Source organism: Variovorax sp. GW821-FHT09B01 (assembly GCF_059418345.1).
On record NZ_JBWKPQ010000001.1, the window covers coordinates 1,289,079 to 1,314,715 of the forward strand.

24 protein-coding genes are annotated in these 25,637 nt (G+C 69.5%); 12 read left to right on the plus strand and 12 right to left on the minus strand.

Annotated features, from left to right (window positions below):
• Positions 1–2 precede the first annotated feature (2 nt).
• Genes AC07RV_RS05690 through AC07RV_RS05720 form a run of 7 tightly spaced genes read right to left on the minus strand, consistent with a single transcriptional unit; the run spans position 3 to position 6,747 of the window.
• Positions 3–1,106: a CobW family GTP-binding protein gene (locus AC07RV_RS05690; protein ID WP_296786269.1), complete on the minus strand. Its 1,104-nt coding sequence runs from the start codon at positions 1,104–1,106 to the stop codon at positions 3–5.
• Positions 1,103–1,390 (minus strand): hypothetical protein, encoded by a 288-nt coding sequence (locus AC07RV_RS05695; RefSeq protein WP_256222711.1) that lies wholly within the window; start codon positions 1,388–1,390, stop codon positions 1,103–1,105. Before AC07RV_RS05695 ends, AC07RV_RS05690 begins: the two co-directional genes overlap by 4 nt.
• 22 nt (positions 1,391–1,412) lie before the next feature.
• A complete protein-coding gene (locus AC07RV_RS05700; RefSeq protein WP_296786272.1) occupies positions 1,413–2,168 on the minus strand; it encodes an SDR family NAD(P)-dependent oxidoreductase in 756 nt (251 codons plus the stop codon).
• A gap of 16 nt (positions 2,169–2,184) precedes the next feature.
• Positions 2,185–2,964 carry an SDR family NAD(P)-dependent oxidoreductase gene (locus AC07RV_RS05705; RefSeq protein ID WP_296786275.1) on the minus strand — a complete coding sequence of 260 codons (780 nt, stop codon included), beginning with the start codon at positions 2,962–2,964 and terminating at the stop codon, positions 2,185–2,187.
• 12 nt (positions 2,965–2,976) lie between these two features.
• Positions 2,977–4,392 (minus strand): MFS transporter, encoded by a 1,416-nt coding sequence (locus AC07RV_RS05710; RefSeq protein WP_208510698.1) that lies wholly within the window; start codon positions 4,390–4,392, stop codon positions 2,977–2,979.
• Between the two features lie 38 nt (positions 4,393–4,430).
• Complete coding sequence (locus AC07RV_RS05715; protein WP_296786278.1) at positions 4,431–5,309, minus strand: polysaccharide deacetylase family protein; 879 nt, start codon at positions 5,307–5,309, stop codon at positions 4,431–4,433.
• A gap of 1 nt (position 5,310) precedes the next feature.
• Entirely contained in the window at positions 5,311–6,747 is a 1,437-nt protein-coding gene (locus AC07RV_RS05720) for an amidase (RefSeq protein WP_296786280.1), read from the minus strand.
• A gap of 235 nt (positions 6,748–6,982) precedes the next feature.
• Between AC07RV_RS05720 and AC07RV_RS05725 the strand changes: the two genes are divergently transcribed.
• From AC07RV_RS05725 to AC07RV_RS05740, 4 genes are all read left to right on the plus strand, one after another.
• Positions 6,983–7,246: a type II toxin-antitoxin system Phd/YefM family antitoxin gene (locus AC07RV_RS05725; protein WP_177239426.1), complete on the plus strand. Its 264-nt coding sequence runs from the start codon at positions 6,983–6,985 to the stop codon at positions 7,244–7,246.
• 46 nt (positions 7,247–7,292) lie between these two features.
• On the plus strand, positions 7,293–7,718 hold the full coding sequence (locus AC07RV_RS05730) for a type II toxin-antitoxin system VapC family toxin (RefSeq protein WP_296786284.1): 426 nt from the start codon (positions 7,293–7,295) through the stop codon (positions 7,716–7,718).
• Between the two features lie 43 nt (positions 7,719–7,761).
• The gene (locus AC07RV_RS05735; protein ID WP_093346839.1) at positions 7,762–8,178 is read left to right on the plus strand and encodes a MarR family winged helix-turn-helix transcriptional regulator; all 417 of its coding nucleotides are present in this window, start codon (positions 7,762–7,764) and stop codon (positions 8,176–8,178) included.
• 217 nt (positions 8,179–8,395) lie between these two features.
• Positions 8,396–8,698, plus strand: a complete 303-nt coding sequence (locus AC07RV_RS05740; protein ID WP_296786287.1) for a hypothetical protein — start codon at positions 8,396–8,398, stop codon at positions 8,696–8,698.
• 12 nt (positions 8,699–8,710) lie between these two features.
• Here the strand turns inward: AC07RV_RS05740 and AC07RV_RS05745 are convergent, their stop codons facing one another.
• Positions 8,711–9,919, minus strand: a complete 1,209-nt coding sequence (locus AC07RV_RS05745; protein ID WP_296786289.1) for an ABC transporter substrate-binding protein — start codon at positions 9,917–9,919, stop codon at positions 8,711–8,713.
• 192 nt (positions 9,920–10,111) lie between these two features.
• On the opposite strand from AC07RV_RS05745, the gene AC07RV_RS05750 reads away from it, so the two are divergent.
• From AC07RV_RS05750 to AC07RV_RS05765, 4 genes are read left to right on the plus strand one after another with little or no spacing between them, the layout of a single operon-like run.
• A complete protein-coding gene (locus AC07RV_RS05750; RefSeq protein ID WP_296786291.1) occupies positions 10,112–11,329 on the plus strand; it encodes a cytochrome P450 in 1,218 nt (405 codons plus the stop codon).
• A complete protein-coding gene (locus AC07RV_RS05755; RefSeq protein WP_296786293.1) occupies positions 11,326–12,546 on the plus strand; it encodes a CaiB/BaiF CoA transferase family protein in 1,221 nt (406 codons plus the stop codon). Before AC07RV_RS05750 ends, AC07RV_RS05755 begins: the two co-directional genes overlap by 4 nt.
• On the plus strand, positions 12,543–13,535 hold the full coding sequence (locus AC07RV_RS05760) for an NADPH:quinone reductase (RefSeq protein WP_296786295.1): 993 nt from the start codon (positions 12,543–12,545) through the stop codon (positions 13,533–13,535). The genes AC07RV_RS05755 and AC07RV_RS05760 overlap by 4 nt, the downstream gene beginning before the upstream one ends.
• Before the next feature lie 35 nt (positions 13,536–13,570).
• The gene (locus tag AC07RV_RS05765; RefSeq protein WP_296786298.1) at positions 13,571–15,277 is read left to right on the plus strand and encodes an FAD-dependent oxidoreductase; all 1,707 of its coding nucleotides are present in this window, start codon (positions 13,571–13,573) and stop codon (positions 15,275–15,277) included.
• Here the strand turns inward: AC07RV_RS05765 and AC07RV_RS05770 are convergent.
• Entirely contained in the window at positions 15,259–17,088 is a 1,830-nt protein-coding gene (locus AC07RV_RS05770; RefSeq protein WP_296786301.1) for a sensor histidine kinase, read from the minus strand. The genes AC07RV_RS05765 and AC07RV_RS05770 overlap by 19 nt on opposite strands.
• Positions 17,089–17,371: 283 nt before the next feature.
• Here AC07RV_RS05770 and oxlT point away from each other — a divergent pair, with 283 nt between their 5' ends.
• Positions 17,372–18,703, plus strand: a complete 1,332-nt coding sequence (oxlT, locus tag AC07RV_RS05775; protein ID WP_093346820.1) for an oxalate/formate MFS antiporter — start codon at positions 17,372–17,374, stop codon at positions 18,701–18,703.
• A 60-nt stretch (positions 18,704–18,763) separates the two neighbouring features.
• On the opposite strand, the gene AC07RV_RS05780 is transcribed toward oxlT, so the two are convergent.
• Positions 18,764–19,513 (minus strand): response regulator transcription factor, encoded by a 750-nt coding sequence (locus AC07RV_RS05780; protein ID WP_208508293.1) that lies wholly within the window; start codon positions 19,511–19,513, stop codon positions 18,764–18,766.
• Positions 19,514–19,834: 321 nt separating this feature from the next.
• Here AC07RV_RS05780 and AC07RV_RS05785 point away from each other — a divergent pair, with 321 nt between their 5' ends.
• Positions 19,835–22,072, plus strand: coding sequence for an NADP-dependent isocitrate dehydrogenase (locus AC07RV_RS05785; protein WP_093346814.1), 2,238 nt, complete (start codon positions 19,835–19,837; stop codon positions 22,070–22,072).
• Positions 22,073–22,095: 23 nt separating this feature from the next.
• Positions 22,096–22,449 (plus strand): DUF1161 domain-containing protein, encoded by a 354-nt coding sequence (locus AC07RV_RS05790; RefSeq protein WP_296786307.1) that lies wholly within the window; start codon positions 22,096–22,098, stop codon positions 22,447–22,449.
• Between the two features lie 12 nt (positions 22,450–22,461).
• On the opposite strand, the gene AC07RV_RS05795 is transcribed toward AC07RV_RS05790, so the two are convergent.
• Positions 22,462–23,991, minus strand: a complete 1,530-nt coding sequence (locus AC07RV_RS05795; protein ID WP_296786310.1) for an FAD-dependent monooxygenase — start codon at positions 23,989–23,991, stop codon at positions 22,462–22,464.
• Positions 23,992–24,096: 105 nt separating this feature from the next.
• On the opposite strand from AC07RV_RS05795, the gene AC07RV_RS05800 reads away from it, so the two are divergent.
• The gene (locus AC07RV_RS05800; protein ID WP_296786313.1) at positions 24,097–24,594 is read left to right on the plus strand and encodes a glutaredoxin family protein; all 498 of its coding nucleotides are present in this window, start codon (positions 24,097–24,099) and stop codon (positions 24,592–24,594) included.
• Positions 24,595–24,620: 26 nt separating this feature from the next.
• On the opposite strand, the gene AC07RV_RS05805 is transcribed toward AC07RV_RS05800, so the two are convergent.
• Positions 24,621–25,613 carry a GlxA family transcriptional regulator gene (locus AC07RV_RS05805; protein ID WP_296786316.1) on the minus strand — a complete coding sequence of 331 codons (993 nt, stop codon included), beginning with the start codon at positions 25,611–25,613 and terminating at the stop codon, positions 24,621–24,623.
• Between the last annotated feature and the right edge of the window lie 24 nt (positions 25,614–25,637).

Here is a 25,637-nt window from a genome sequence, read left to right on the forward strand (position 1 = left end):
GGCTACGCTTTCGAGGTGAGAGGATTCGGCCCGGCTTCCCGCGGCGCGTAGAAGCGTTCGAAGGCTTCCCACGAAGCGCGCACGTCCGCCTCGGACAGGCCCTGCACGATGAAGACCAGGCGCGAGCGCCGGTCGTCGTCGGGCCAGTCGGCCAGGTGTTCGGGCGGGTGCATCAGGTGCCCGATCCCGTGCAGCACCGTGGGTTGCCCGTGCGCGAAACCGTCTGCCGCGATGCCCAGCAAGCCCTTGATGCGCAGCAATCGATCGCCATGACGATGCACCAGCAGCGTGAGCCAGAGAGTGAGGGTGAACCATTCTAGGGGCCGCTCGAACACCAGGCAGAACGAGCGCGCGCCCGTGCCGGCCAGCTGCTGCGCATGGGTGCCGCCGATGCGCGCGGGCACCGGCCGTGCGCCGGCACGCGGCCGCAACGTGCCCGCGGCGACGCGCGCGATCCAGCCCGCGGTGTCGTCGCGAGAAGCGCCGTCCGCGAGATCTTCGAGCCAGGGCACGGACGCCGCCGAAGGCGCGTCCAGTTGGCGGGCCACGGGGTTGAGTTCCGCCAGCAGCGCCCGCAGCCGCGTCGCTTCCTCGGGTGCCACCAGGTCGGTCTTGCTGAGCCACAGCGTGTCGGCCGCCGCGACCTGCGCGATCCATTCGGGATGCTGCGCCTGCTGGCGCTCGGCATGCAGGGCATCGACCACGGTGGCGACGAAGGCCGGCCGGAAGTGATGGCGCAGCTGCGCATCGCCCAGCAGCGTGCCCAGCACCGGCCCCGGCGTGGCCAGGCCCGTGGTCTCGATCAGCACGCGGCGGAACGCCGGCAGCTCCCCGCGCTGGCGGCGCGACAGCAGGCGCATCAGCGCCTCCTTGAGCTCGCCGCGGATCGAGCAGCAGATGCAGCCGTTGTCGAGCAGCACGGTGTCGGCGTCGATCGCACCGACCAGCAGGTGGTCGAGGCCGACGTCGCCGAACTCGTTGATGAGCACGGCCGTGTCGCCCGCGGCACTGCCCTGCAGCCAGCGCCGCAGCAAGGTGGTCTTGCCGCTGCCGAGGAAGCCGGTCAGGATGCCGACGGGCAGGACCTCGAAGGCGATGTCCGTCATGGCGCGTCGTCCTTCGCGGGCCATGGCATGGCCAGCGGATCGATGGTGCGGCCCAGCAACTGCTCGGCCGCGCTCCACAGCGCGCTGAAGTCGGGCACCAGCACGCTCGCGCCGGTCGGGCCCTGCAGCAGGTAGGACTGCCCATGGAAGTCCTGCAGCTCGAGCCGGAACAGCCGCAGCAGGCGGTTGGCCCGCGCCACCTGGAGCAGCCGCTGGCGCCGTCCCTGCACCGAACCGGCCGCCGCATGGCTCCAGTGCGCCGTTCCCTGCAGCAAGCCGCACATCCCGCACATGGTCCACCGCCTTTCAGGGCATCACGTCGCCGGAATTGGGTCCGAGCGTCTGGCCCACGTAGAGATTGCCGCCGGGATCGGAGGCCAGCAGCACGGCGGTGGGCGCCACCTCTTCCACGCGGCCGAAGCGGCCCAGCGGCAGGCTGGCTTCCTTGGCCCGCTTCCAGTCGGCGCTGATGCCGTCGACCAGCGGTGTGGTGATCGGGCCGGGCGCGATGGCGTTGACCAGCACGTTGGCCGGCGCCATCTCGAGCGCCAGCGACTTGGTGAAGCCGATCACGCCGGCCTTGGCGGCCGCGTAGTGGCACAGCTCGACACCGCCCTTGATGCCGAGCTGCGAGGCCACGTTGATCACACGCCCCCAGTGCTGCGCCGCCATGTGGGGAACGGCGCGGCGCGCGCAGAGGAACACGCTGCGCAGGTCGACGCGCAGCATGTCGTCCCACATGGCGGTCGGCATGTCGGCGCAGCGCGACTGGGTCAGCATGCCGGCGTTGTTGACCAGGATGTCGATGCCGCCGAAGGCCGCCACGCAGGCATCGATGGCCTGGTTGGCGACCGCCTCGTCGCCGATGTCGCCGACGGCTGTCTCGACGCGGCCACCGGCTTCGCGGCAGCGGCGCGCGGTGTCGTCCACCCGCGCGCGATCGATGTCGGCCAGCAGCAGGTCGGCGCCGGCGCGCGCATAGGCCAGCGCGATGGCGGCGCCGATGCCGCTGCCGGCGCCGGTCACGACGGCGCGCCGTCCGTTGAGGAGTCTGTCGTTCATGGGTGCTCCTGCCAGTTCAACCGGGCCAGCGCACGGTGAGGCCGCCATCGGCGATCACCGACTGGCCCGTGATGTACGACGCGTCGTCGCCGGTCAGGAAGCGGATCAGCGTCGCGATCTCGCGCGCCCTGCCGACCCGGCCGAGCGGAATGCCGGCGGCCGCCTGCCGCAGGCCCTCGGGACCGAGCGAGTTGACCGGGTCGAGCGACTGCGGCGTCTCGATCAGCCCGGGAATCACGCAGTTGCAGCGGATGCCGCGCGGCGCGAGCTCCATCGCCACGGCACGGCACAGGCCGGGCACGCCGGCCTTCGCGGCCGAGTAGTGGGCATGGTTCTCCCACCCGTACACGCCGCCGGCGATCGACGACACCGCGACCATCGCACCGCCCTCGCCCATGTGGCGCGCCGCGGCGCGGAAGGTGCGCATCACGCCGCTGAGGTCGACGTTGATCACGTCCATCCATTGCGCATCGCTCATGGCGGTGAGCGCCGCCTGGCGCAGCAGGCCGGCATTCGCCACCGCATGGTCGAGGCGGCCGAAACGCTCGATGGCGGTCTGCGCGAAGCGCTCGACCTGGTCGGCATCGCCGACGTCGACGGGCACCATGACGCAGCGGCCGCCGGCGTCGTTCACCAGCCGCTCGGTCTGCGCCGGATCGTGCGGATCGCCGGGGAAATAGCCGCCCACGACCGCGACATCGATCTGCGCATAGGCCAGCGCCAGCGCCTGGCCGATGCCGCTCGCGGCGCCGGTGATCAATGCCACGCGGCCCGCACTTGCTTTCGATGAAGTCATCGGGTTGCTCCTTCAGCGCACCGACTTCGGGTCGACGTGCGGCACCAGCAGCATCACGATGCCGGAGATCGTGCAGGGAATCGCGCCCCAGACGACCGCGGCCTGCACCCAGTCGGCGCCGTGCGACAGCGTGTAGGTCACGCCGAAGCCCGCCGCGATGGCGCCCACCTGGCCCATCGCGTTGACGAAGGAGCTGGCGGTGGCGCGGATGTGGCTCGGAAAGCTCTCGCCGACCAGGAACAGCACCGCGGCATAGGGGCCGATCAGGAAGAACAGGCCGAGCGAGTACAACGGCACGATGCGCCAGAAGTCGCCCTGCGGCGCCTGCAGCATCAGGTAGAACGCGAGCCCGCCCAGCACCCAGCCGATGGCAACCGCGTTGCGCCGGCCGATGCGGTCGCCGAGCCAGCCGTGGAACATGTAGCCGAGGAAGCCGGCCAGGTTCGAGACGATCAGCACCTGCAGCGCATTGGAGAAGTCCACGCCCTTGCCGGGCGTGCCGCCCGAACCGCCGAGCACCGAGGTGCCCAGCACCGCGAAGATCACGATGGCGAACCAGTTGAGGAAGAAGCTCAGGGCCAGCGACAGCGTGGGCCGCAGCGATGCCCCCTTGAACATGGCGGAGATGCCGGTGTGATGCCGCGCCGACAGGTCGATGCCCTGCGCTTGCGCGAGCCGCTGCGCATCGGCGGCCCGGCCTTCGCGCTGCAGCCGCGCGATGCGCTGGCCGGTGATGAACTGCGGCGTCTCGACCAGCCGGCGGCCGAGGATCGCGATCACGATGGCGGGGAACATCGCGAACACGAAGGACAGCGCCCAGCCGCCGCCCTCGCCGAACCAGCGTTCGCCCAGCGGATAGAGCGCCGCCACCAGCGCCGCGGTGAGCACCGCGCCCACCGGCCAGCCGCCCTGCACCAGCGAGTAGATGAAGCCTCGCCGCCGGGTGGCGGCCGGGTCGGTGTGCACCAGCGAGAACAGTTCGCTGAGGTAGGTGGCGTTGATGCTCTGCTCGGCATAGCCGAGCCCGGCCAGCGAGCGCACCAGGATCAGCAACACGAAGCCCACCCCGGCCGACAGGCCGATCACCCAGCCCGCGAAGGCCGTCAGCCCCGAGCACAGGGCCGCGCCGGCGACCGCGATGATGATGCCCTTGCGCCGGCCCAGCCGGTCGGCGATCGGCCCGATGCCGAAGGCCACGATGACCGTGCCGAGCGTGACCCAGGTGTTGAGGTTGGTCTGCTGGTCGGCGGTCCACTTGAAGTGGTCGCCGAGCCGGGGCAGCAGCGTGCCGAACAGGATGAAGTCGTAGACGGCGAACACCCAGGCGAAGAAGCACACCCAGGTGGCGTAGTTCACCTGCTTCTTCGTCACGGTCGGCGGCGTCCAGGCGGCGTCGGCCGCGGCTTGGGGAGGGATCGAGGCGGTCATGGTCGTTCTCTGTGGAAGGGGCGGTGCAATGCCGGGGCCTAGCCGCGCGGATGGCGGCGCAGGAAGTCGTCCGCGATCTGGTCGCAGGTCATGAAGCGCACGCCGGCGTGGGACTGGAAGTGCTCGATCAGCCGCTCGAGCATCAGCAACACCTGGGGCCGGCCCGAGACGTCCGGATGGATCGTGATCGGGAACACCGCGTAGTCGTGCTCGCGGTAGACCCAGTCGAACTGGTCGCGCCACATCTGCTCGATGTCGCGCGGATTCACGAAGCCGTGGCTGTTGGGCGCCTTCTTGATGAACATCATCGGCGGCAGGTCGTCCAGGTACCAGTTGGCCGGGATCTCGACCAGCGAGGTCTCGGTGCCGCGCTCGAGCGGCTTCATCCAGCTGTCCGGATGCTTGCTGTAGTCGATCCGGGTCCACCGGTCACCGACGCGGACGTAGTACGGGTGGAAGTCGTTGTGCATCAGGCTGTGGTCGTACTTGATGCCCTTCTTGATCAGCAGCTCGTTGGTGACCGGGCTGAACTCCCACCACGGCGCGACATAGCCGGTCGGTGCCCGGCCCGCGAGGCGCGTGATGACGTCGATGCTGCGGTCGAGCACGGCCTCTTCCTGCTCGGGCGTCATCGCGATCGGGTTCTCGTGGCTGTAGCCGTGGATGCCCAGTTCGTGGCCCGCGTCGACCACGGCCTTCATCTGGTCCGGAAAGGTCTCGGCCGAGTGCCCGGGCACGAACCAGGTGGTGGTCAGGCCGTACCTCTTGAACAGCTTCAGCAGCCGCGGCGATCCCACCTCGCCCGCGAACATGCCGCGCGAGATGTCGTCGGGCGAGTCCTCGCCGCCGTACGAACCGAGCCAGCCGCCGACGGCGTCCACGTCGACGCCGAAGGTGATGAAGATTTCCTTGGTCATGTCATTGCTCCTTGAAGTGGGGTGAAGAAAACAGGTGCTCGAGGGAAAGGGCGATCTGCAGCAGCCGCGCGTCCTCGCCGCGCGGGCGCATCAGCTGCAGGCCGGTGGGCAGGAGGTCGGTGCTGCCGTCGGGCGCGGCCACGCGCTCGACGCCGCTGGGCATCGCGACGGCGGGCGTGTCGAGGAAGCTGCCGGGCATCGTGAGGCGCAGCGTCGCGAGGTTGGTGCGCGCGAAGAGCTCGTCGTCGGCCTCCAGCGGCTGCAGCAGCGGCGCGGTGTGCGCGGTGGCGGGCAGCACCAGGGTCGCGCCCTCGAGATCGCGCTCGAAGGCGGCGATCAGCCGCTGCCGCTCCCAGCGCAGGTGCAGATAGCGCGCGGCGCTGACATCGCGCGCCGCTTCGAGCCGGCGGCGCACGCGCGGGTCCATGGCCTCGGCCTGCGGCGCTTCGAGCCGCGCCTGGTGCATCGCGAAGGCCTCGCTGGCGCCGAGCCAGCCGTGGCTGTCGATCAGCGCCTGCACGAGGTGCAGGCTCTTCACCTCGCGCTCCACGACCGTCGCGCCCGCGGCGCGCAGCCAGCGCATCCGCGCCCGCAGGTTCTCGCGCACCGCGGCCGCGACGCGCTCGTCGTCGAGGATGGCGGGATCGACGACGAAGGTCTGCCGCGCCAGGATGCGGCGGGCTTGGTCGAAGTCACCGGCGAGCAGTTCGCGTGCTTCGTTGCCGCTGCCGCCCTGGAGCACCGCGTCCATGGCGATGCAATCGGCCACCGAGTGCGCGAGCGGGCCGACGGTGTCGAGCGAGGGAGCGAGCGCGAACACGCCCGTCATCGCATAACGCCGCCTGCTGGCCCGGTAGCCGACCAGCCCGTTGAAGGACGCCGGAACCCGCACCGAGCCGGCGGTGTCGGTGCCGATGCCGATCGGCGCGATGCCGAGCGCGACGGCCAGCGCGGCCCCCGAGGACGATCCGCCCGGTGCCCTGGCACGCGTGCCGAGGGCCGGGTTCACCGGCGTGCCGAAGAACGGATTCAGGCCCAGCCCCGAATAGGCGAACTCGCTCAGGTTGGTCTTGCCGATGCAGACCATGCCGGCCGCCTCGGCATGCGCCACCAGCGTGGCATCGGCCTTCGCCGGTTCCGCGTGCGCGAGCAAGGCCGAGCCGGCCGTGGTGGGGGTGCCGCGGATGTCGAACAGGTCCTTCCAGGTCAGCGGCACGCCGTCCATCGGACCGAGCGGTGTGCTGGCCCGCCAGCGCGCGGTGGCCCGTTCGGCCTGCGCGAGGGCGCGCGACACGGTGAGCTGCGTGAACACACCGCGCGCGGTCTGCGCACGGGCCAGGCAGCGCTCGGCGACCTGCGTGGGCGTGAGCTCGCGCCGGGCGTAGGCGGCGGCCAAGGCACCGGCCGTCGTTGCTTGATGTGCTGTGTCGAAGTTCATGATCCGTTTGTTTTGTACTTTGATGACAAAGTACATTTCAGGCGGATCGTAGGTGCTTTTGACGTGCCTGCCTTAGGCGTTAATGCTTATTGACGCGTGGACTCGATCTTTGGATTACGCGTGCGCGAACGCTTGTCTTGACGTAAGTTAGCAACGTAGCTAACATTCTCATAGAAGGCGACAACGGCGCGATGCACATTGCATGGCGGGTTCCGCCTCATCGAAAGGACGCACCATGGGACACGCACAGATCAAGACGGTTTCCAGCCGCGAGTTCGTGCACAACGTCAGCGCCGCCCGGCGCGTGGTGAGCGAGGGCGGCACGGTCATCATCACCGACCGCGGCGAGCCGACCCAGGCGCTCATTCCGATCGCCGAATACCGCCGCCTCACGAAGACCGACAAGAACCTGGTCGAGCTGCTGCGCATGCCCGAAGCCGACGCCTTCGACCTGGACGTCGAGCCGATCCGCATCGGCGCCAAGGACATCGACGCATGAAGCGCGATCCCTCGCACACGAACGAGCCCGAGGAAGGACGGCGCGCATGATGTGGCTGCTGGACACCAACGTCGTTTCCGAAGTCCGCAAGAGCAGTTGCCACCCAAACGTGCTGGCCTGGATGGCTGCCCATGCCACTGGCGACATGTACCTGTCCGCGGTCACGGTGCTGGAAATCCAGCGCGGCATCAGCCAGGCCGCGCAGCGCGGCGACGAACTGCAGGCCGAGGTCTTCCATCGCTGGCTCGAGACCATGGTGCTCCCGGCCTTCGCCGGCAGGATCCTGCCCGTCGATCACGTGGTGGCCCGGCGTGCCGCCAGCCTTGCTTGGGCCGATGGCCGCGACTACCGCGATCCCCTGATCGCCGCGACGGCGCTGGTGCACGGCGCCACGGTGGTGACGCGCAACCTCAAGCACTTCGAAGCGTCCGGCGTGCCGCTGATGAATCCCTGGGACTACACAGGCGGCTGACGGACCGGCTGCTACATTCCCGCGTCCCCCGCCGATCCCGCCCATGTCGACCTCCTCCGGCCCGGCCCAGAAGCAGCGCTTCGAGGCCCTCTCCAATTTCCGCCACACGCTGCGCAGCTTCCTGCGCTTCAGCGAGGACGCCGCGCGCGAGCAAGGCATCACGGCGCTGCAGTACCAGCTGCTGCTCCACACCCAGGGTTTTCCGGACCGCGACTGGGCCTCGATCGGCGAACTGGCCGAACGGCTGCAGGCGCAGCCGCATGGCGTGGTGGCGCTGGTGTCGCGCTGCGAGGAAGCGGGCCTGGTCGTGCGCAAGCCCAGCACCGTCGATCGCCGGCAGGTGGAAGTGCACCTGCTGCCCGCGGGCCGCAAGAAGCTCGCGCGCCTCGCGACCGCGCATGCCGACCAGCTCGCGACCTTGGCCGAGGTGGTGCGTCTCGCGAGCAGCCTGCGCGACTGATAAGGTGTGAATGAACCTGCTGCGCGCCCCGATCTCGCATCTGCGGTCCTCGCCGTACGTCAGTACGACTCCGGTCCTCGACGCGACCTCGGGGCGCTCGCGACGGTTCCTTCACACCTTCTGAGCCCGCGGGTCGGGCATCCGCAACGGCCGGCATCGTGCGCGGGCCGGTCGTTAAAATCCGCGACTTTCCTTCAATCCCCTCATTCGTCTCCCCATGCTCCTTCGCTTCCCCGCACACTCCGCCCTCCTCCTGTGTTCGCTGCTCGCCACCGCCGCCGTTCGAGCGGAGCCCGCCGATGCGATGGAGATGGCCGAGCGCTATGCGGACGCCGAGCACTGCATGGAGCAGATCGTCGGCAAGCGCTGGGAGATGCGCTATGGCGTCGAGCTCGCGCGCAACCAGTGGGGCGCGCTCGAGCCCACGGGCCGTTCGATGGACAGCGCGCCGCAGGCGATCCGCATGGCCGACATGAGCTGCCGGCGCGAACTCAGCATCGAGCGCCAGCCGCGGCCCTGACACCGCGCATGCTCAGCGCTCGATGGTGATGAGTTCAGTCATGGGCTTCCATGACTTGCCATCGAACTGCGCGAGCCGCGCCTGGCGGATCGGGTAGTAGTCGTCGGCGCGGAAGTTGATCTTCATGCCTGGCAGCAGCATGCCGAGCTCGATGTCCTTGAGCCCCTGCACCTGCTTGAGGAAGTTCTCGCGCGTGAGGTTGTCGCCGCAGCGCTCGAGCACCAGCGCCGTGAGCTGCGCGCCCATGTAGGTGTAGACCGAGGTGGTGTCGCCCGGATCGTCGTTGGGCAGGTACTTCTTGAAGAAGGCCAGGTACTCCTGCATCGCCTTGTCGTTGTTCCAGGTCGGATCCGACGGCGTCTTGAACCAGTAGCTCGACACCAGCCCCACCGAGTTGTCGAGGCCGGCCGGGGTCAGCACGCCACTGATCGAGCTCGACACGTAGGGCACGATGTAGAACGGCTTCCAGCCGATCGCCGCGGCCTTGCGGATCGCCTGCGCCTGCGCCTTGTTCGAGGTGAAGGCCACCAGCACCTCGGCGCCCGAGGCCTGCAGCTGCAGGATCTGCGAGTCGACGGTCGGGTCGCTCATCTCCTGGCTCACCTCCTTCACGATGTTCAACTGCTTCGCGCCCAGCGCCTTGCGGAAACCGCGCATGTACGACTTGCCCACGTCGTCGTTCTGGTAGAGCACGCCGATCTTCGCGTTGGGCTTGGCCTCGACGAGGTACTTGCCGTAGATCGAGCCCTCGATGTCGTAGGCGAAGGAGAAGGGCACGGTCCACGGCGTGGTGGCGGAGTCGTGCAGGTTCGGGCTCGAGGCATAGAAGAACACCTGCGGCACCTTCTTGCCGTTGAGGTACTTCTGCACCGAGGTCTGCGAGGCCGTGCCCATGGAATTGACCAGCGCCAGCACCTGGTCGGACTCGACCAGCTTGCGCGTGCCCTCCACGGTCTTGGGCGGACTGTAGGCATCGTCGACCGACAGCAGGTTGATCTTGCGTCCGTTGACCCCGCCCCTGGTCTCGTTGAGCATCTTGAAGTAGGCCACCGACATGCGGCCCACCATCGAATAGGCCGAGCCGGGACCGCTGTAGGCCACGGTCTGGCCGAGCTTGATCTCGGTGTCGCTGGCACCGGGGCCGTAGGTCTTCTGGGCCTGTGCCGTCGCCGCGGTCGCGAAGGCGGTGCAGGCCACGAGGGCTAGCAGGGAAGCGCGCATGTGTGTGTCTCCTGGTTCCGGGGATGGTCGTTCTTCGAGCCGGCGCGAGTACATCAAGCGGCGCGCGCGGCGTCTGTCCCCTTGCCGGGGACGCAGCCTCTCGACAGGCCCGCGCCGTCCCCGTCAAGGGGACTGACGCACGGCGGGCGGCCATCGAGACTCGATGCATTCCCCCACGCCAGGAGCCCCTGCATGACCACCACCGCCGAACCCGTCGCGCTGCGCGACGCGCCCGTGCTGGACATCGACCCGTACGCGATCGAGGTGCTGCTCGATCCCTATCCGTTCCACGAGGCGCTGCGCGAAGCCGGTCCCGTGGCCTACATCGCGCCGCACGGCATCTATGCCGTGGGCCGCCATGCCGAGGCCAAGACCGTGCTGGCCGACCATGCGCGCTTCACCAACGCGGGCGGCATCGGCATCCAGGACATCCGCAAGCCCGGCGAGTTCCGCATCCCGAGCCGGCTGCTCGAGGCCGACCCGCCCGACCACACGAAGATCCGCTCGGTGGTCACGCGCCTGCTGTCGCCGCTCGTGATCCGGCGCTGGAAGGAAGGCTTCGAGCGCAAGGCCGAGTCGCTGGTCGAACGACTGCTCGACCAGCGCGAGTTCGACGGCGTGGAGGACTGCGCCGAACGCTTCGTGCTCGAGGCCTTTCCGGCCGCGGTGGGCGTGCGCCTGCCGCGTACCGAGACCCTGGCCATCGGCGAGATGCGCTTCAACCAGAGCGGCCCGCGCAACGCGCTCTACGAACGCGCGATGCAGGCCGCGCAGCCCTACCTCGCGTGGTTCGAGCAGAGCGTGTCGCGCCAGGGCGTGATTCCCGACTCGATCGCCGAGCTGCTGTTCCGCGCCGAGGACGCGGGCGAACTCGACGAAGGCATCGCCTCGAACGTGGTCCGCAGCTTCGTGGGCGGCGGCACCGACTCGACCATCGCCGGCATCGGCTTCACGCTGCACCAGCTCGCGAGGAATCCCGCGCAGTGGGAGCGCGTGCGCAACGAGCCGGCCAAGGTCAAGGCCGCGTTCGAGGAAGGCATCCGCCACGAGACGCCGTTCCAGGTCACCTACCGCACCACGCGCGGCGAGACCGAGCTCTCGGGCGTGCGCCTGGCCCCCGACACGAAGATCGGCGTGTTCATGGGCGCGGCCAACCGCGACCCGCGCCAGTTCCCCGAGCCCGAGCGCTTCGACGTCGACCGCCCCGCGCTCGCGGGCAGCCACGTCGCGCTGGGCAACGGCATCCATGCCTGCATCGGCCAGATGCTCGCGCGCCAGGAATCGGAAGCGCTGATCGGCGCGCTGAGCCGCCACGTGGCGCGCATGGAACTCACGGCGCCGGCCAGCTACCGGCCGATCAACCAGATGCGCACGCTCGACCGGCTGCCGATGCGCATCGTGCCGGCATGACGGCAGCGAGCGAAGCGCGCGGTCCGCTCGCGGGCCTGAAGGTGCTCGAGATGGGCCAGTTGATCGCGGGCCCCTTCGCCGCCAAGACGCTCGGCGACTTCGGTGCCGAGGTCATCAAGATCGAGCCACCCGGCGCCGGCGACCCGCTGCGCAAGTGGCGGCTGCTGAAGGACGGCACCTCGGTCTGGTGGCAGGTGCAGTCGCGCAACAAGCGCTCGATCGCGCTCGACCTCAAGGACAGCGAGGCGCAGGCCATCGTGCGCCGGCTCGCCGCCGAGTCGGACGTGCTGATCGAGAACTTCCGCCCCGGCGCGCTCGAGGGCTGGGGACTCGGTCCCGAAACATTGCTCGAGGCCAACCCGCGGCTGATCGTGCTGCGCGTGAGCGGCTACGGCCAGACCGGCCCCTACCGCGACCGCCCCGGCTTCGGCGTGGTGGCCGAGGCCATGGGCGGGCTGCGCCATCTCACGGCCGAACCCGGCCGGGTGCCGGTGCGCGTGGGCATCTCGCTGGGCGACACGCTGGCCGCGCTGCATGGCGTGATCGGCATCCTGATGGCGCTGCAGGAGCGCCAGCGCTCGGGCCGCGGCCAGGTGATCGACGTGGCGCTCTACGAGGCGGTGTTCAACTGCATGGAAAGCCTGCTGCCCGAGTACAGCGCCTTCGGCGCGGTGCGCGGCGCGGCCGGCAGCGCCCTGCCCGGCATCGCGCCGAGCAATGCCTACCGCTGCGGCGACGGCGGCTATGCGCTGATCGCGGGCAATGGCGACAGCATCTTCCGCCGGCTCATGGCCACGATCGAGCGACCCGATCTCGCGGCCGATCCGGCGCTGGCCGACAACGCCGGCCGCGTGGCGCGCGTGGCGGAGCTCGATGCCGCCATCGGCGGCTGGACCGCGCAGCGCGATGTGGCCGAGGTGCTCGCGCGGCTCGACGAGGCCTCGGTGCCGGCCGGCCGCATCTACTCGGTGGCCGACATCGCGGCCGATCCGCACTACCTCGCGCGCGGCATGCTGCAGACCATCGCCATGGGCGACGGCGATGCGCTGCAGGTGCCGGGCATCGTGCCCAAGCTCTCGCGCACGCCCGGTGCGCAGCGGCGCAACGCACCGCGCCTCGGGCAGGACACCGACGCGGTGCTCGCCGAGATCGGACTCACGCCCGCGCAGATCGCCGAGCTCAAGCGGCGCGGCGTCGTCGCGGGCTGCGAGGCATGAGCACGATGCGCGCCGCCTTCTACACGCGGCAGGGCGAGGCGGCCGAGGTGATCCGCATCGGCGAGCAGCCGCGGCCCGAGCCCGGTCCCGGCGAGGTGCGGGTGCGGCTTCGCACTTCGGGCGTGAACCCCTCCGACTGGAAGATGCGGCGCGGCGGCGGTGGCCGCGCGCTGGTGGCGCCGCTGATCGTCCCGCACAGCGACGGCGCCGGCGTGATCGATGCGGTGGGCGATGGCGTGCCCGCCGCGCGCATCGGCGAACGCGTGTGGACCTGGAACGCCCAATGGCGGCGCGCCTTCGGCACCGCGGCCGACTACGTCGCTCTGCCGTCGGCGCAGGCCGTGCCGCTGCCGGCCGCGCTGGGCTTCGCCGAGGGCGCCTGCCTCGGCATTCCCGCCTTCACCGCGCTGCATGCCGTGCGCCTGGCCGACTGCGGCCCCGGCCAGCGCGTGCTGGTGGCCGGCGGCGCGGGTTCGGTGGGCCACTACGCGATCCAGTTCGCGAAGCTGCGCGGCGCCGAGGTCATCGCCAGCGTGAGTTCGGCGCGCAAGGCCGCGCATGCCGTCGCGGCCGGTGCCGACCATGTCGTGGACTACCGCGAGCAGGACCTCGGCGACGGCGTGCAGGCCCTCACGGGCGGCGCGGGCGTGAACCGCGTGATCGAGGTCGATCTCGCGAACAACGCGGCGCACTACCCCAAGTTGCTGAAGCCCGGCGCGCGCGTCGTGGTCTACGGCACGACCGGCCTCGATGCCGTGCTGCCGGCCGTGGTGCTGATGCAGAAGAGCGCCGCACTGAGCTTCTTCACCATCTACGAGATCGCGCCGGGCGAGCGCGAGGCCTGCCTGCGCGAACTGCTGCCGCTGCTCGAGGACGACCTGCTGCTGCACACCATCGGCCAGCTGCTGCCGCTCGAGGAGATCGTGCGCGCGCACGAACTGGTGGAGCGCGGCGAGGTCCTCGGCAACGTCGTGCTCGCCATCGACTGACTCCCTTCCATCCCATCATTTCCCAGAGGTTCCCCATGATCGAAACCGACGTGGTCGTCATCGGCAGCGGCGCGGCCGGACTCACCGCCGCCATCACCGCGCGCCAGCTGGGCCTGGAGGTGCTGGTGGTCGAGAAGACCGCGCTGTTCGGCGGCACCACCGCCTACTCGGGCGGCGCGCCGTGGATTCCGTGCAACCACGTGATGAAGCAGATCGGCCTCGACGATTCGCGCGCGGCCGCCGAGACCTACCTGCGCGCCGTGCTCGGCGAGGCCTACCGCGACGACCTCGTCGCGAGCTACCTCGACCATGCGCCCGAGATGCTGGCCTTCATGGAACGGCACTCCGAGGTGCGCTTCAAGCCCTTTCCGCTGCCCGACTACGAATCCGACCTGCCGGGCGCGGCGCGCAGCCGCTCGCTGCTGACCCAGGCCTTCGACGGCCGGCTGCTCGGCCACCGCCTGGCCGACCTGCGCATGCCGCTGCCGCAGCTCATGCTGTTCGGCAGCATGCAGATCGAGGGCGCCGACATCCACCCGATGCGCCATGCGCTCAAGACCTGGGCCGGTTTTCGCCACACCGCGCGCGTGATGCGGCGCTTCGTCGTCGACCGGCTGCGCTACGGGCGCGGCACGCGCATCGTCAACGGCAACGCGCTGGCCGCGCGGCTGTTCCATTCGGCGATCCAGGCCGGCGTGACCCTGTGGAAGAACACGCCCGCGCTCGAGCTCACGATGCAGGACGGCCGCGTGACCGGCGTGGAGATCGAGCACGAGGGCCGCCGCATGCAGGTGGTCGCGCGGCGCGGCGTGCTGCTGGCCACCGGCGGCTATGGCGCGAGCGAGGCGATGCGCCGCAAGCACATCCCGTTCGCCGAGCACCACCATTCCCTGCAGCCCGAGGGCAATGTCGGCGACGGCGTGCGCCTCGGCGTGGCGGTCGGCGGCCTGCACGATCCGGCCCATGCGGGCGACTGCATCTGGACGCCGGTGTCGGTGCTGCGCAAGCCCGACGGCGGCATCGTCAGGTATCCGCACATCTTCATCGACCGTGCCATGCCCGGTTGCATCGCGGTCGGGCCCGACGGGCGGCGCTTCGTCAACGAAGGCGGCTCGTACCAGACCTTCGTGGGCACGATGCACCGGCTTGGCATCACCACCGCGCACCTGATCGCGAACCGCGACTTCCTGCGCCGCTACGGCCTGGGCCTCGCGCGGCCCGCGCCCTTCAGCGCGCGCTCGCTGATCGAGGCGGGCTACCTGATCGAGGCGCCGACCCTGGCGCAGCTGGCCGGGCGCCTCCACATCGATCCGCACGAACTCGAGGCCACGGTGCGGCGCTTCAACGACGGCGCGGCGCGCGGCGAGGACCCCGAGTTCGGCAAGGGCGCCGATGCGCACTCGCGCTTTCGCGGCGACCCGACGCATGCGCCCAATCCGGGCGTGGCGCCGATCGGCGACGGGCCCTACTACGCGCTCGCGCTGCATCCGGGCGATCTCAGCACGGTGGGCGGCCTCGAGACCGATGCCGAGGCACGGGTGCTGACGCCGCAGGGCACGCCGATCGAGGGGCTCTATGCGGCCGGGCTCGACATGAACTCGATCATGCGCGGGCGCTATCCGGGCGGCGGCAGCAGCATCGGGCCGGCGATGACCTTCGGCTACATCGCGGCGCGGCAGATGGCGCAGGCGCGCCCGGCGACGCCGCCGGCCGAGGCCCGCGCTCAGACGATCGGCGCGTAGCCGGGCGCGGCCCAGCGCAGGGTCACGCGCGTGCCCTGGCCGGGCCGGCTGTCGATGGCCAGCCGCACGCCCATGGCCTCGGCCTGCTCGCGCAATCCCACCAGCCCATAGTGCCCGGGCGCGATGGCCTGGCTGTCGAAGCCCACGCCGTCGTCCACGATCTCGAGCTGCAGCACGCCCGGGTCGGCAGGCTGCAGGCGCAGGCCCAGGTGCCGCGCGCCCGCATGCCGCTCGACGTTGCGCAGCAGTTCCTCGCACATGCGATACACGGTCTCGGCGGGCTCGGCGACCAGCGCCGGCAGCTCGGGCGCGAGCTCGCAGTCGAGCACGATCCCCGTGCGCTCGTTCATGCCCCGGGCCAGCTCGACCAACGCCGCGCCCAGCCCGATGTCGCGCACCGGGTTGCTGCGCAGCTGGTCGATGGCGCGGCGCGCCTCGTCCAGGCCCTCGCGCGCGGCCTGCTCGGCGCGCATCAGCTCGTCGGGCAGTTCCTGCGGCTGCGTGGTCGCGATGTGCTTGAGCACGCGGATCTCGGTCAGCATGGCCATCATCGAATGCGCCAGCGTGTCGTGCAGGTCGCGCGCCATGCGCAGGCGCTCGCGCATCACGGCGGACTCGCGCGACTCCTGCGCCAGCCGGCTGATCTCGACCGTGCGCTGGCGCACGCGCTCGTCGAGCTCGGCATTGAGCAGGCGCAGCTCGTCGCGCTCGCGCTGCAGCGTGTCGAGCAGCCGGTCGAGCGCGGTGCCCAGGCGCGCGGCCTCGTCGGCGCCCTCGGGCACCTCGATGCGCGAGGCGCTGCCGGCGAGCACCGCGTCGGCCGAGCTCGCGATCACGCTCACGCGATGGGTCAGGCGGTGCGTCATGGCCACGCCGACCACCGCGGCGCACAGGCCCAGCATGCTGAGCACCAGCGTGATGCGCCATTCGATGGCGGTCGCGAACGAGGCCAGCGAGGCCACCGGCTCCACCACCACCACGCGCCAGCCCAGGCGCCGCAGGGTGCCGTCGCGCTCGGTGCGTGGCGCCGCCACCAGGAAGGGCTTGTTGTCGACCAGCCGCCGCACCCGGATGCGCGCCGGCAGGTCGGCGCCATCGGTGCCCAGCCCGGCGACCGTCGGGTCGAAGGGCGCGGCCAGGTCGCCCCTCTCGCGCCAGCGCGTGCCGAGCAGGGCCGCCGGGCCGTGGCGCACCATGCCGTCGCGGTCGATCAGCAGCCACTCGCCGGGCGAGGCCTTGATGCCGGACACCGTGTGGTCCACCCATTGCCAGCTGAGCTGCGCCGCCACCACGCCGACGATGGCGCCGTCGGCGTTGCTCACCGGCGCGCTGAGCTTGAGGAAGTGCTCGCCCGGCGAGCGGCCCTCCTCGATCCACGCATCGGCCAGCCCCTGCGAGATCCACGCATGCTGGTTGACGTTCTCGCCCACCACCTTCGGGTCGGTGGCCGCGACGATGAAACCGTCCGCGTCGGTCAGCGCCAGCCAGATCAGGTCCGGCACGCCGCGGTGCACCGCCTCGAGCGAGCGCTGCCGCCACGCGGCGTCGTCGCCCTGCACGTCCTGCGACAGGATCGAGGCCACCACGCTCACCGACTGCAGGCGCAGCAGCATCGCGGTGTCGAGCTCGGCGCTGACGTGCTCGCCGGCCGTCTCCAGCCGCTGCGAGTGCACCTCGAGCAGGGTCGAGCGCACGAAGCTGCGCAGCCAGAGGTTGGCCGCCAGCGCCAGGCAGATGGCCAGCGCGATCATCAGCCAGCCGATCGCAGCGGCGAGGCTGCGTCGGGGGTCGATGCGCTGCAGCAGGCTCATCGAGAGGTCGAAGCCGGCGGGGCGGGAGGGGGGCGCGCGGTCATGGGCGGCGCATTGTCGCAAAGGACCCGGGGCGCGTCAGCCCATGACTTTCGGTATGGGCACTTACCCTGAGATCTCGGGGTTTTCCTCGGGTCGCGGCGTGACTTCCGGCAGGCGCGAGCAGTTATTTTCGAGACGACAGTTGCGTCCATCGCGCAGCGTGTCGAGAGATGCGCCACATCCACCCCGTTCGACAACGCCGCGACGCGATCGGCGTGACCTGCCAAGGAGACATTCGACAATGAGCACCCCCACATCCCTCTCGCCGGCCGTCGGCGCCTCCGCCGGCGTCCCGGTACGCTGGTACGCCAGCCGCTGGACGCAGCTGGTCGTCGGCATCGTCTGCATGATCGCGACCGCGAACATCCAGTACGCGTGGACGCTGTTCGTGCCGGAAATCCAGAAGTCCTTCGGCTGGGAGCGCGCCTCGATCCAGATCGCCTTCACCATCTTCGTGCTGGTACAGACCTGGCTCGCGCCGATCGAGGGCTACTTCATCGACAAGTTCGGGCCACGGCTGATCGTGGCCTTCGGTGCGCTCTTCATCGGCGCGGCCTGGGTCATCAACTCGCAGGCGACCACGCTGCTGGGCTTCTACATCGGCGCGGCCGTCGGCGGCATCGGCGTGGGATCGATCTACGCCACCTGCATCAACAACGCGCTCAAGTGGTTCCCCGACCGCCGCGGCCTGGCCGTGGGCCTGACCGCCGGCGGCTACGGCGCCGGCTCGGCCGCGACCATCCTGCCGATCGCCGCGATGATCGAATCGTCCGGGTTCCAGGAAGCCTTCTTCTTCTTCGGCGTGATGCAGGGTTCGCTGGCCTTCCTGGCCGCGTGGTTCCTGCGCGCCCCGAAGGCGCACGAGATCCGCGCCTCGGCCAAGCTCACGCAGAGCCGCCGCGACTACACGCTGAAGGAAGCGCTGAACACCCGCCTGTTCTGGCTGATGCTGCTGATGTTCTCGTGCGTGGTCACCGGCGGCATGATGGCCGTGGCGCAATTGGGCGTGATCGCGCAGGACCTGGGCGTGAAGGAGTTCAAGGTCGACCTCTACTTCTTCGTCATGGCCGCGCTGCCGCTGGCGCTGATGCTCGACCGCGTGATGAACGGCATCTCGCGCCCCCTGTTCGGCTGGATCTCCGACCACATCGGCCGCGAGAAGACCATGGTGATCGCCTTCACGCTCGAGGGCATCGGCATCATCGCGCTGGGCTACTTCGGCCACAACCCGTGGGCCTTCCTGATCCTGTCGGGCGTCGTGTTCCTGGCCTGGGGCGAGGTGTATTCGCTGTTCTCGGCGCTGGCCGGCGACGCCTTCGGCACCAAGCACATCGGCAAGATCTACGGCGTGCTGTACTGCGCCAAGGGCGTCGGCGCGCTGTTCGTGCCCATCGGCAACCTGATGATGGAAGCCACCGGCACCTGGTCGACCGTGCTCTACACCGTGGCGGCGCTGGACCTGTTCGCCGCCTTCCTGGCCATCGTGGCGCTGCGGCCGATGCTCAAGGCGCACGTGGAAGCCTCGTCCGCGAATCCCGCGGGCAAGCATGGACGCTTCGGATTGAGCGAATGACCCGCTCGAACAAATGAGCGAATGAACGACGCCGGGCACGACCCGGCGTCTTTTTTTTCTTCAGGGCTGTTTTCTTCGCGCGAGCACGAGCACCGCCAGTTCGGTGCGCGTGTTCGCGTGAAGCTTTTGCATGATGCGGCTCGCGTGGTTCTTCACCGTGCCCTCGGCCAGGTTCAGCGCCGCCGCGATCTGGCGGTTGCTCTGCCCCTTGGCGATCAGGTCGAGCACCACGGCCTCGCGCTCGGTCAGCGGATCGGGCGCCTCCTGCGGCTCGGCCGACGCGGGCTCGGCGCAGGCCGGCGGGTCCTCCACCGCCACGTCCTGCGCCACGTGGTTGGCCAGCAGCCGGAACTGGTCCATCACCTTGCGCGCGATCTGCGGCGTCATGCGCGACTCGCCGCGGTGCACGGCGCGCACCGTGTCCAGCACTTCTTCCTCCGACGCATCCTTGAGCAGGTAGGCCTGCGCGCCGGCGCGCACCGCGTCGAACACCAGGTCGTCGCGGTCGAAGGTGGTCAGCACCATCACGCGGGTGCGCGGCAGCGCGGCCGTGATCTCGCGCGTGGCCAGCACGCCGCTCTGGCGCGGCATGCGCAGGTCCATCAGCACCACGTCGGGCAGCAGGCGCCGCGCGAGTTCCACCACCTCCATGCCGTCGGCGGCCTGGCCGACGACCTGGATGTCGGATGCGGCGTCCAGCAGCATGGCCATGCCGCGGCGGATCAGCGGCTGGTCGTCGGCGACGAGGACCCGGATCCGCGGGTCGGCGGGCGCAAGGGGTGGAACGGGCGAAACGGTGGTGGCGCTCATGGGGGCATCGGGGGAGATGCGCCATTGTGCGATGCAGGATGGCCCGTGGCGGACAGGGATGGCCCTGAGGCAGCCGGGTATTTTCGGGCCCCGGGACCCGGGCCGGCCGCCTCCACCGGCGTGGCGCGAAAATACCCCGAAAAGACCGCATCCGGCCGGTCGGTGCCCCCTGGAGACATACCCCCACGCCAGGGTTTCGGAGCCCGCGCGGCGGAACCGGGTCCCGTCCGCGCGACAATCCGGGTCTACGGCCAGAAAAAGGGCCTCCCGACGGCCGGAAATCCCAGTGACCCGACAGCCCAGCATCTACGGAAGAAGCGCATGAGCACGAAGCAACCTACCATCATCTACACCCTGACCGACGAGGCGCCCCTGCTGGCGACCTACGCATTCCTGCCCATCATTCGCGCCTTCGCGAACCCGGCCGGCATCAACGTCGAAACCAGCGACATCTCCGTGGCGGCCCGCATCCTGGGCGAGTTCCCCGAACTGCTGAGCGACGACCAGAAAGTGCCGGACAACCTCGCCGAGCTGGGCAAGCTCACGCTCAAGCCCGAAGCCAACATCATCAAGCTGCCCAACATCAGCGCCTCGGTGTCCCAGCTCAAGTCGGCCATCAAGGAACTGCAGGGCAAGGGCTACAAGATCCCCGACTACCCCGAAAACCCGACCACGGACGAGGACAAGGACATCCGCGCGCGCTACAACAAGTGCACCGGCAGCGCCGTGAACCCCGTGCTGCGCGAAGGCAATTCCGACCGCCGCGCGCCCAAGGCCGTCAAGGAATACGCCCGCAAGAACCCGCACAGCATGGCCGACTGGAGCCAGGCCTCGCGCTCGCACGTCTCGCACATGCACGGCGGCGACTTCTACCACGGCGAGAAGTCCATGACCCTGGACCGCGCGCGCAACGTCAAGATGGAGCTCATCACCAAGAGCGGCAAGACCATCGTGCTCAAGCCCAAGGTCGCGCTGCTGGACCGCGAGGTCATCGACTCCATGTTCATGAGCAAGAAGGCGCTGCTGGCCTTCTACGAGAAGGAGATCGAGGACGCGCACAAGACCGGCGTGATGTTCTCGCTGCACGTCAAGGCCACCATGATGAAGGTCTCGCACCCCATCGTGTTCGGCCATTGCGTGAAGATCTTCTACAAGGAAGCCTTCGAGAAGCACGGCAAGCTGTTCGACGAGCTGGGCATCAACGTCAACAACGGCATGGTCGACCTCTACACCAAGATCGCCACGCTGCCCCAGAGCACCCAGGACGAGATCAAGCGCGACCTGCACGCCTGCCACGAGCACCGCCCCGAACTCGCGATGGTCGACTCGGCCAAGGGCATCACCAACTTCCACTCGCCCAATGACGTGATCGTGGACGCCTCCATGCCCGCGATGATCCGCAACGGCGGCAAGATGTGGGGCGCCGACGGCCGCCTGAAGGACGTCAAGGCCGTGATGCCCGAATCGACCTTCGCCCGCATCTACCAGGAGATCATCAACTTCTGCAAGTGGCACGGCGCCTTCGACCCCAAGACCATGGGCACCGTGCCCAACGTCGGCCTGATGGCCCAGAAGGCCGAGGAATACGGTTCGCACGACAAGACCTTCGAGATCCCGGAAGACGGCGTCGCCAACATCACCGACCTGGACACCGGCGAAGTGCTGATGAGCGAGGACGTCGAGCAAGGCGACATCTGGCGCATGTGCCAGGTCAAGGACGCCGCGATCCGCGACTGGGTCAAGCTGGCCGTCAACCGCGCGCGCAACTCCGGCATGCCGGTCGTGTTCTGGCTCGACGCCTACCGCCCGCACGAGGCGCAGCTGATCACCAAGGTCAAGATGTACCTGCACGAGCACAACACCTCGGGCCTGGACATCCAGATCATGAGCCAGGTGCGCGCCATGCGCTACACGCTGGAACGCGTCGTGCGCGGCCTGGACACCATCAGCGCCACCGGCAACATCCTGCGCGACTACCTGACCGACCTGTTCCCCATCATGGAACTCGGCACCTCGGCCAAGATGCTGTCGATCGTGCCGCTGATGGCCGGCGGCGGCCTGTACGAGACCGGCGCGGGCGGCTCGGCCCCCAAGCACGTGCAGCAGCTGGTGGAAGAGAACCACCTGCGCTGGGACTCGCTGGGCGAGTTCCTCGCGCTGGCCGTGAGCCTCGAAGACCTGGGCCTGAAGACCGGCAACAAGCAGGCCGCCATCCTGGCCAAGACGCTCGACACCGCCACCGGCAAGCTGCTCGACAACAACAAGAACCCCTCGCCCAAGACCGGCCAGCTCGACAACCGCGGCAGCCAGTTCTACCTGGCGATGTACTGGGCACAGGAACTCGCCGCGCAGACCGACGACACGGAACTGCAGGGCCGCTTCAAGAAGCTGGCGGAGGCCCTCTCGTCCAACGAGCAGAAGATCGTCGACGAGCTCGCCGCCGTGCAGGGCAAGGCCGTGGACATCGGCGGCTACTACCTGGCCGACAAGGCGAAGTTCGAAGCCGTGATGCGCCCGAGCGCCACGCTCAACGCAGCGCTGGCCTCGGCCCAGGGCTGATCGGCATCGCGCGGGTGGCAGCCGTGAAGCCCTCCTGGCTCGCGATGCTCCCCGCCGTGCTGGCCCTGGCCGGCACGGCGGGCACCGTCCACGCGGCCGAGGACTGCGAGGCCCTGCGCACCCGCATCGAGGCGAAGATCGCCGCCGCCGGCGTGGCGCGCTTCACCGTGGCCGTCGTCGATGCCAATGCATCGACGAATGGGCAGGTGGTGGGGAGCTGCGAGCTTGGCGGCAGGAAGATCGTCTATGAAAGGGACGTCGGCACTGGGGCGGGGTCGGCGCCGGTGGCGGCGGGACCGGGCTCGGCTTCGGTGGGGGAACCGATGCTGACCGAGTGCAAGGATGGGACTGTGTCTATGGGTGGGGACTGCAAGTAGTTTCCTGAGGCATCACGTCGTGCGTGGCGCTGCAACCCAGGTGGACAGGGCTTCTTCAAGACCCTCCCACGATGACTCTCCAACCCACGCCACGTAGCCGTCGGGCCTGACCCACACGGCCGCCGGCGCACTGACCTCGCCGATCACCGGAAGCTCCCAGGTGCCATCGAAGCTGGCATCGATCACCTGGACCTTGTCGGCCAGGCGTTCCGCATCGGAGCCACCCGGCATCCCGAAATTCAGCAGCAGCGACCGCGCCGAGTGCATCAACGTGAAGACGCGCCTCGTACCTTCTGCGGTCACGACATCGAGATCCGGCATCCGCCTCCCCAGCAAAGGATGCCCCTCCCCCAGGTCGTACCGGATATCCAGCCCCGACATCATCCCCGCGAAGCGCTTGCGCGGCTCCTCCATCCGAAGCAGCGCCGACATGCTCTCCGCCAACGCCTTGCTGCGTTCGTCCTGCCGCCGCAGCGCGACCTGTGCCAGCGAATTGCGCAGCACCAGCGCCCCCACCGGATGCCGCTCCGCCTGATAGCTATCGAGCAGGCTGTCCGGCGAGATCCCCTTGACCACCTGCGCCAGCTTCCACCCCAGGTTGAAGGCATCCTGCACGCCGAGATTGAGCCCCTGTCCGCCCGCCGGGTAGTGCACATGCGCCGCGTCGCCAGCCAACAGCACGCGCCCCTTGCGATAACTGGCCGCCTGCCGGGCCATGTCCGTGAATCGCGAGATATGAAGCGGGCTGTGGACGCCGAAGTCGGTGCCGTAGTGCGCCATCAAGCATTCGCTCACATCGCGCAGCGTGGGCTGGTCCGCGCGCCCCACTTCGCGCTCCGTCACCATGATCCGCACGGTCTTCCCGTCGTCCATGCGGCTCAGGCCGTGGGTCCCGATCGCGTCGTGCCGCATGCCCCACACGGGCTCCGCGGCGACCTCCGCTTCGGCGAGGATGTGGCTGATCGTGGCATCCCACCCCGGAAACTCGATCCCCGCCGCCTTCCGGATCACGCTGCGCCCGCCATCGCAACCGACCAGGTATTGCGTACGCAGCGTCTGGCCGTCGCGCAGATGGACGTCGACACCGGCCTCGTCCTGATCGAAACCGACCACCTCGCGCTCCCGATGGATGGTCCCCCCCAGTTCGGCAATCCATCCCGCAAGAATGCGCTCGATGTGCTTCTGCCACAGCGCCAAGCCGTGGTTGTGCCGTGTCGGAAAGTCGCTGATGTCGAGCCGGTTGAGGCCGAACGCGGCCACCTGGGCGGTCTGCCCTTCGGCCAGGAACCGGTCGACGATGCCGCGCTGATCGAAGATCTCGAGAGTGCGCGCATGCAGGCCGCCGGCGCGCGATCCTTCGATGTCCTGGTTCGAGCGCCGCTCGAGAATCGAGACATCGACGCCGGCCAGTGCCAGTTCGCCCGCGAGCATCATGCCGGTGGGGCCCGCGCCCGCGATCAGCACCGCATGACCATCGCCAGGCACGGTGACGCCTGCGGAAATCTCGTCCTGGGTTCGGCCCGTCTCGTTCGATCGACTCATTGCCCGCGGTCCTCCATGCGATGGCGTATGGCTTGTGCCGGATACCACCAAAGGCCCCTGTAACATCGGCCCTGCTTGGCCTCGACCAGACAACAGGTACGCCCCATGCGGTTGCTCCCCATTTTCGTGGTTCTGCTTGCGAGCGCGGCGTCCGCCGCCGACGGCCCGACCGCCACGACGACCACGCTCTACAAGTCCATAGGCCCCGACGGCCGAACGATCTACAGCGACGTCCCGCCGCCACAGGCACGCGAATCCAAGACGCTGACGTTCAGGAACCTGCCGGCCAGCCCCCTGTCCGCGGAGACCCTCGCGTACATCGAGCAGTTGCGCCAATCCGCGGACAGCCGGGCATCGGCACCGCCCCCTCGCGACACGGTGCTGTTCTCGGCCAAGTGGTGCGGCTTCTGTCGGCAGGCGAAGGCCTACCTGGCGGCCAAGGGCATCGGTTATCGCGAAGTGGACATCGACACCAACGAAGGCAAGCTGGCCTATGCGCAACTGGGTGGCAACAATGGCGTGCCCCAACTGTTCGTGAATGGCCGAGGTCTCACCGGCTTCACGGCCTCTGCTTACGACGCCTTCCTGCAGCCTCGCAAATAGCTTTCCCGCCGGAAGCGGGGTCCCGCCTAACTCCCCTCCCTCCACCCCCCCGGCGTCACCCCATGCAGCCGCACGAACGCCCGCTGCAACGCATCCACCGACCGAAACCCGCTGCGGCTCGCGATCCGTTCCTGCGTCCACCCGGTCTGCCGCAGCAACTGCGCCGCCGCCGCCACGCGTGTGCGCTCGACGAAGCGTGCAGGGGTGCACCCGGTCTCCGCCGCGAAGGCACGCGCGAAGTTGCGCGGGCTCATGCCCACGCGTTCGGCCAGCACCTCGACGGCGAGCTCTTCCTGAGGATGGGTGCCGATCCACGCGACCAGTTCGCGCAGCCGATGGCTCGCGCTGGCCTGCGCCTGCAGCGCGGGGGTGAGCTGCGGCTGCTCGCCGCCGCGCAGCATCGGCAGCGCCAGGGTGCGCGCGATGTCCATCGAGACCTCATGGCCCAAGTCGTCCTCGACCAGCGCGAGCGCGAGTTCGATGCCGGTGACCACGCCCGCTGAAGTCCAGACCTTGCCGTCGCGCACGTAGATGCGCTGCTGCCGCACGCGCACCTGCGGGCGCAGTTCCTGCAGCATCTCGCACACGCGCCAATGGGTGGTGGCCTCGCGCCCGTCGAGCAGGCCGGCCGCGGCGAGCGCGAAGGCGCCGCTGCACACGCTCGCGACGCGGCGCACGCGCGACGCGGCCTGGGCGATCCAGTCGCCGATGCGCTGCTCGAGGATGGCGTGGCGCACGGCGGGCTCGTCGCCGCCGGCCACGATCAGGGTGTCGATGGCGGCGGGCAGCGCGTCGAGGCTGCGGGTGTCGCCCAGCTGCAGGCCGCTGTTGGTCGACACGGTGCCGCCGCCCGGCGAGGCGATCAGCACTTCGTAGCTGCCGGGGCGCAATTGCTCGGCCTTGCTGAACACGCTGGCGGGGCCCGCGACGTCGATGGCCTCGACGCCGTCGAACGCGACCAGCACGACGGTGCTGGCAGGAACCGCGGCTTCTTCGTCCTTGTGGGTGGGGGTCGGCATTCCTAAGCTCGGTGCATCGAGGTC

Bases quoted from the DNA above. Each gene is read 5' to 3' on its own strand.
- AC07RV_RS05720 (WP_296786280.1), bottom strand. From the start codon at position 6,747: ATGAACTTCGACACAGCACATCAAGCAACGACGGCCGGTGCCTTGGCC.
- AC07RV_RS05735 (WP_093346839.1), top strand. From the start codon at position 7,762: ATGTCGACCTCCTCCGGCCCGGCCCAGAAGCAGCGCTTCGAGGCCCTC.
- AC07RV_RS05690 (WP_296786269.1), bottom strand. From the start codon at position 1,106: ATGACGGACATCGCCTTCGAGGTCCTGCCCGTCGGCATCCTGACCGGC.
- AC07RV_RS05710 (WP_208510698.1), bottom strand. From the start codon at position 4,392: ATGACCGCCTCGATCCCTCCCCAAGCCGCGGCCGACGCCGCCTGGACG.
- AC07RV_RS05750 (WP_296786291.1), top strand. From the start codon at position 10,112: ATGACCACCACCGCCGAACCCGTCGCGCTGCGCGACGCGCCCGTGCTG.
- oxlT (WP_093346820.1), top strand. From the start codon at position 17,372: ATGAGCACCCCCACATCCCTCTCGCCGGCCGTCGGCGCCTCCGCCGGC.
- AC07RV_RS05755 (WP_296786293.1), top strand. From the start codon at position 11,326: ATGACGGCAGCGAGCGAAGCGCGCGGTCCGCTCGCGGGCCTGAAGGTG.
- AC07RV_RS05715 (WP_296786278.1), bottom strand. From the start codon at position 5,309: ATGACCAAGGAAATCTTCATCACCTTCGGCGTCGACGTGGACGCCGTC.
- AC07RV_RS05760 (WP_296786295.1), top strand. From the start codon at position 12,543: ATGAGCACGATGCGCGCCGCCTTCTACACGCGGCAGGGCGAGGCGGCC.
- AC07RV_RS05805 (WP_296786316.1), bottom strand. From the start codon at position 25,613: ATGCCGACCCCCACCCACAAGGACGAAGAAGCCGCGGTTCCTGCCAGC.
- AC07RV_RS05705 (WP_296786275.1), bottom strand. From the start codon at position 2,964: ATGACTTCATCGAAAGCAAGTGCGGGCCGCGTGGCATTGATCACCGGC.
- AC07RV_RS05745 (WP_296786289.1), bottom strand. From the start codon at position 9,919: ATGCGCGCTTCCCTGCTAGCCCTCGTGGCCTGCACCGCCTTCGCGACC.
- AC07RV_RS05795 (WP_296786310.1), bottom strand. From the start codon at position 23,991: ATGAGTCGATCGAACGAGACGGGCCGAACCCAGGACGAGATTTCCGCA.
- AC07RV_RS05695 (WP_256222711.1), bottom strand. From the start codon at position 1,390: ATGTGCGGCTTGCTGCAGGGAACGGCGCACTGGAGCCATGCGGCGGCC.
- AC07RV_RS05785 (WP_093346814.1), top strand. From the start codon at position 19,835: ATGAGCACGAAGCAACCTACCATCATCTACACCCTGACCGACGAGGCG.
- AC07RV_RS05725 (WP_177239426.1), top strand. From the start codon at position 6,983: ATGGGACACGCACAGATCAAGACGGTTTCCAGCCGCGAGTTCGTGCAC.
- AC07RV_RS05700 (WP_296786272.1), bottom strand. From the start codon at position 2,168: ATGAACGACAGACTCCTCAACGGACGGCGCGCCGTCGTGACCGGCGCC.
- AC07RV_RS05800 (WP_296786313.1), top strand. From the start codon at position 24,097: ATGCGGTTGCTCCCCATTTTCGTGGTTCTGCTTGCGAGCGCGGCGTCC.
- AC07RV_RS05765 (WP_296786298.1), top strand. From the start codon at position 13,571: ATGATCGAAACCGACGTGGTCGTCATCGGCAGCGGCGCGGCCGGACTC.
- AC07RV_RS05780 (WP_208508293.1), bottom strand. From the start codon at position 19,513: ATGAGCGCCACCACCGTTTCGCCCGTTCCACCCCTTGCGCCCGCCGAC.
- AC07RV_RS05740 (WP_296786287.1), top strand. From the start codon at position 8,396: ATGCTCCTTCGCTTCCCCGCACACTCCGCCCTCCTCCTGTGTTCGCTG.
- AC07RV_RS05730 (WP_296786284.1), top strand. From the start codon at position 7,293: ATGATGTGGCTGCTGGACACCAACGTCGTTTCCGAAGTCCGCAAGAGC.
- AC07RV_RS05770 (WP_296786301.1), bottom strand. From the start codon at position 17,088: ATGAGCCTGCTGCAGCGCATCGACCCCCGACGCAGCCTCGCCGCTGCG.